Below are 1,338 nucleotides of genomic sequence, written 5' to 3'. Positions count from 1 at the left end.
CTGTTGTGACTGGTCAATGCCACCGTGTGATGGTTCGCTCCGGATGTGACCCCCGAACAGCTCACACGTACCCGGCAGCGGCTGGAAGCGTTCGCCGCTGAGGTGTTCACCCCCTTGGCCCGCTGCGATCAGCGGGCCAAGGGCCTGACCTACCTGCGCGGCCTGCTTCTGGACGGCCGCCGCAAGTCCATGCAGCCCATGGCCGAGCGCCTGGGCGTGGATCACCAGGGCCTGCAGCAGTTCCTCACCTCTTCCACCTGGGACTTTCGTGCGGTACGGCACCGCTTGGCCCACCGGGCGACCCAGGCCATCGCCCCACTTGCCTGGGTGATCGACGACACCGGCTTTGCCAAGGACGGCACCGCCTCCCCCGGCGTGACCCGCCAGTACTCCGGCACCCTGGGCAAGATCGGCAACTGTCAGATCGGAGTGAGCGTGCACGCGGTCACCGATGTCGCCTCCTGCCCTCTGACCTGGCGGCTGTTCCTGCCCGCCTGCTGGGACGCCGCCCAGGCCACCGGCCAGGAGGCGGCCGGGCACATCACCGCCCGGCGGGCCCGCTGCGCCATCCCGGCAAGCGAAGGTCACCGCCCCAAATGGCAGCTGGCCGTGGAGATGCTCGATGAGCTCACCGGTCAGGGACTGGCGCCGCCGGTGGTGGTGGCCGATGCCGCCTACGGCGACAACGCGGCGTTGCGTGCCGCGCTGACCGAACGCCACTTGAGCTATGTGATGCAGGTCAAAGGCGCCGTCACCGCGCATGCGGCGCACGCCGTCCCCGCGACGATTCCCTATTCGGGGCTGGGGCCGTACCCCAAGTCGCGCTATCGCAGTCGGCCGGTCAGCCTGCGCGAGCATGTCCTGGCCGCCGGGCCTGTCGCGGCCCGCTCGCTGACCTGGCGCAACGGCTCCAAGGGGAGGTTGCGGTCGGAGTTCGTGATCATGCCGGTGCGCATCGCCGGACGTCGGCCCCGCCTGGCCGCCGACGGGTCACTGCCGATCAGCCACGTGATCGCCGAGTGGCCCCGAAACGCCCCCGAACCGACCGCGTACTGGTTGTCGAACCTGCCCGCAAGCATTCCACTGGCCGACCTGGTCGCCCTGGCCAAGATCCGCTGGCGCATCGAGCACGACTACCGGGAACTGAAGACCGGCCTGGGGCTGGACCATTTCGAAGGCCGGTCCTGGAGCGGCTGGCACCGGCACGTCACGCTGGTGAGCGCCGCGCATCTGTTCTGCACCGAACTGCGCTTGAGCAGCCCAAAAGCGGCTGGGGCGGCCTGACGCTGTATGCGGTTCTCAGGGAACTACAGGTGCTGCTGGCCGTCTGGGCAGGCC

At 69.4% G+C, this 1,338-nt stretch carries 1 protein-coding gene; it reads left to right on the top strand.

Translation table 11 applies throughout. The features are described 5' to 3' along the window. Positions 1-45: 45 nt before the first annotated feature. Entirely contained in the window at positions 46-1,284 is a 1,239-nt protein-coding gene (locus ABZ470_RS41665; RefSeq protein ID WP_362918728.1) for an IS701 family transposase, read from the top strand. Positions 1,285-1,338 lie beyond the last annotated feature (54 nt).

Origin of the sequence: Streptosporangium sp. NPDC020072 (assembly GCF_040631445.1) — a bacterium.
Classification (GTDB): Bacteria; Actinomycetota; Actinomycetes; order Streptosporangiales; family Streptosporangiaceae; genus Streptosporangium.
This window is presented reverse-complemented; position numbering and strand designations above follow the sequence as displayed.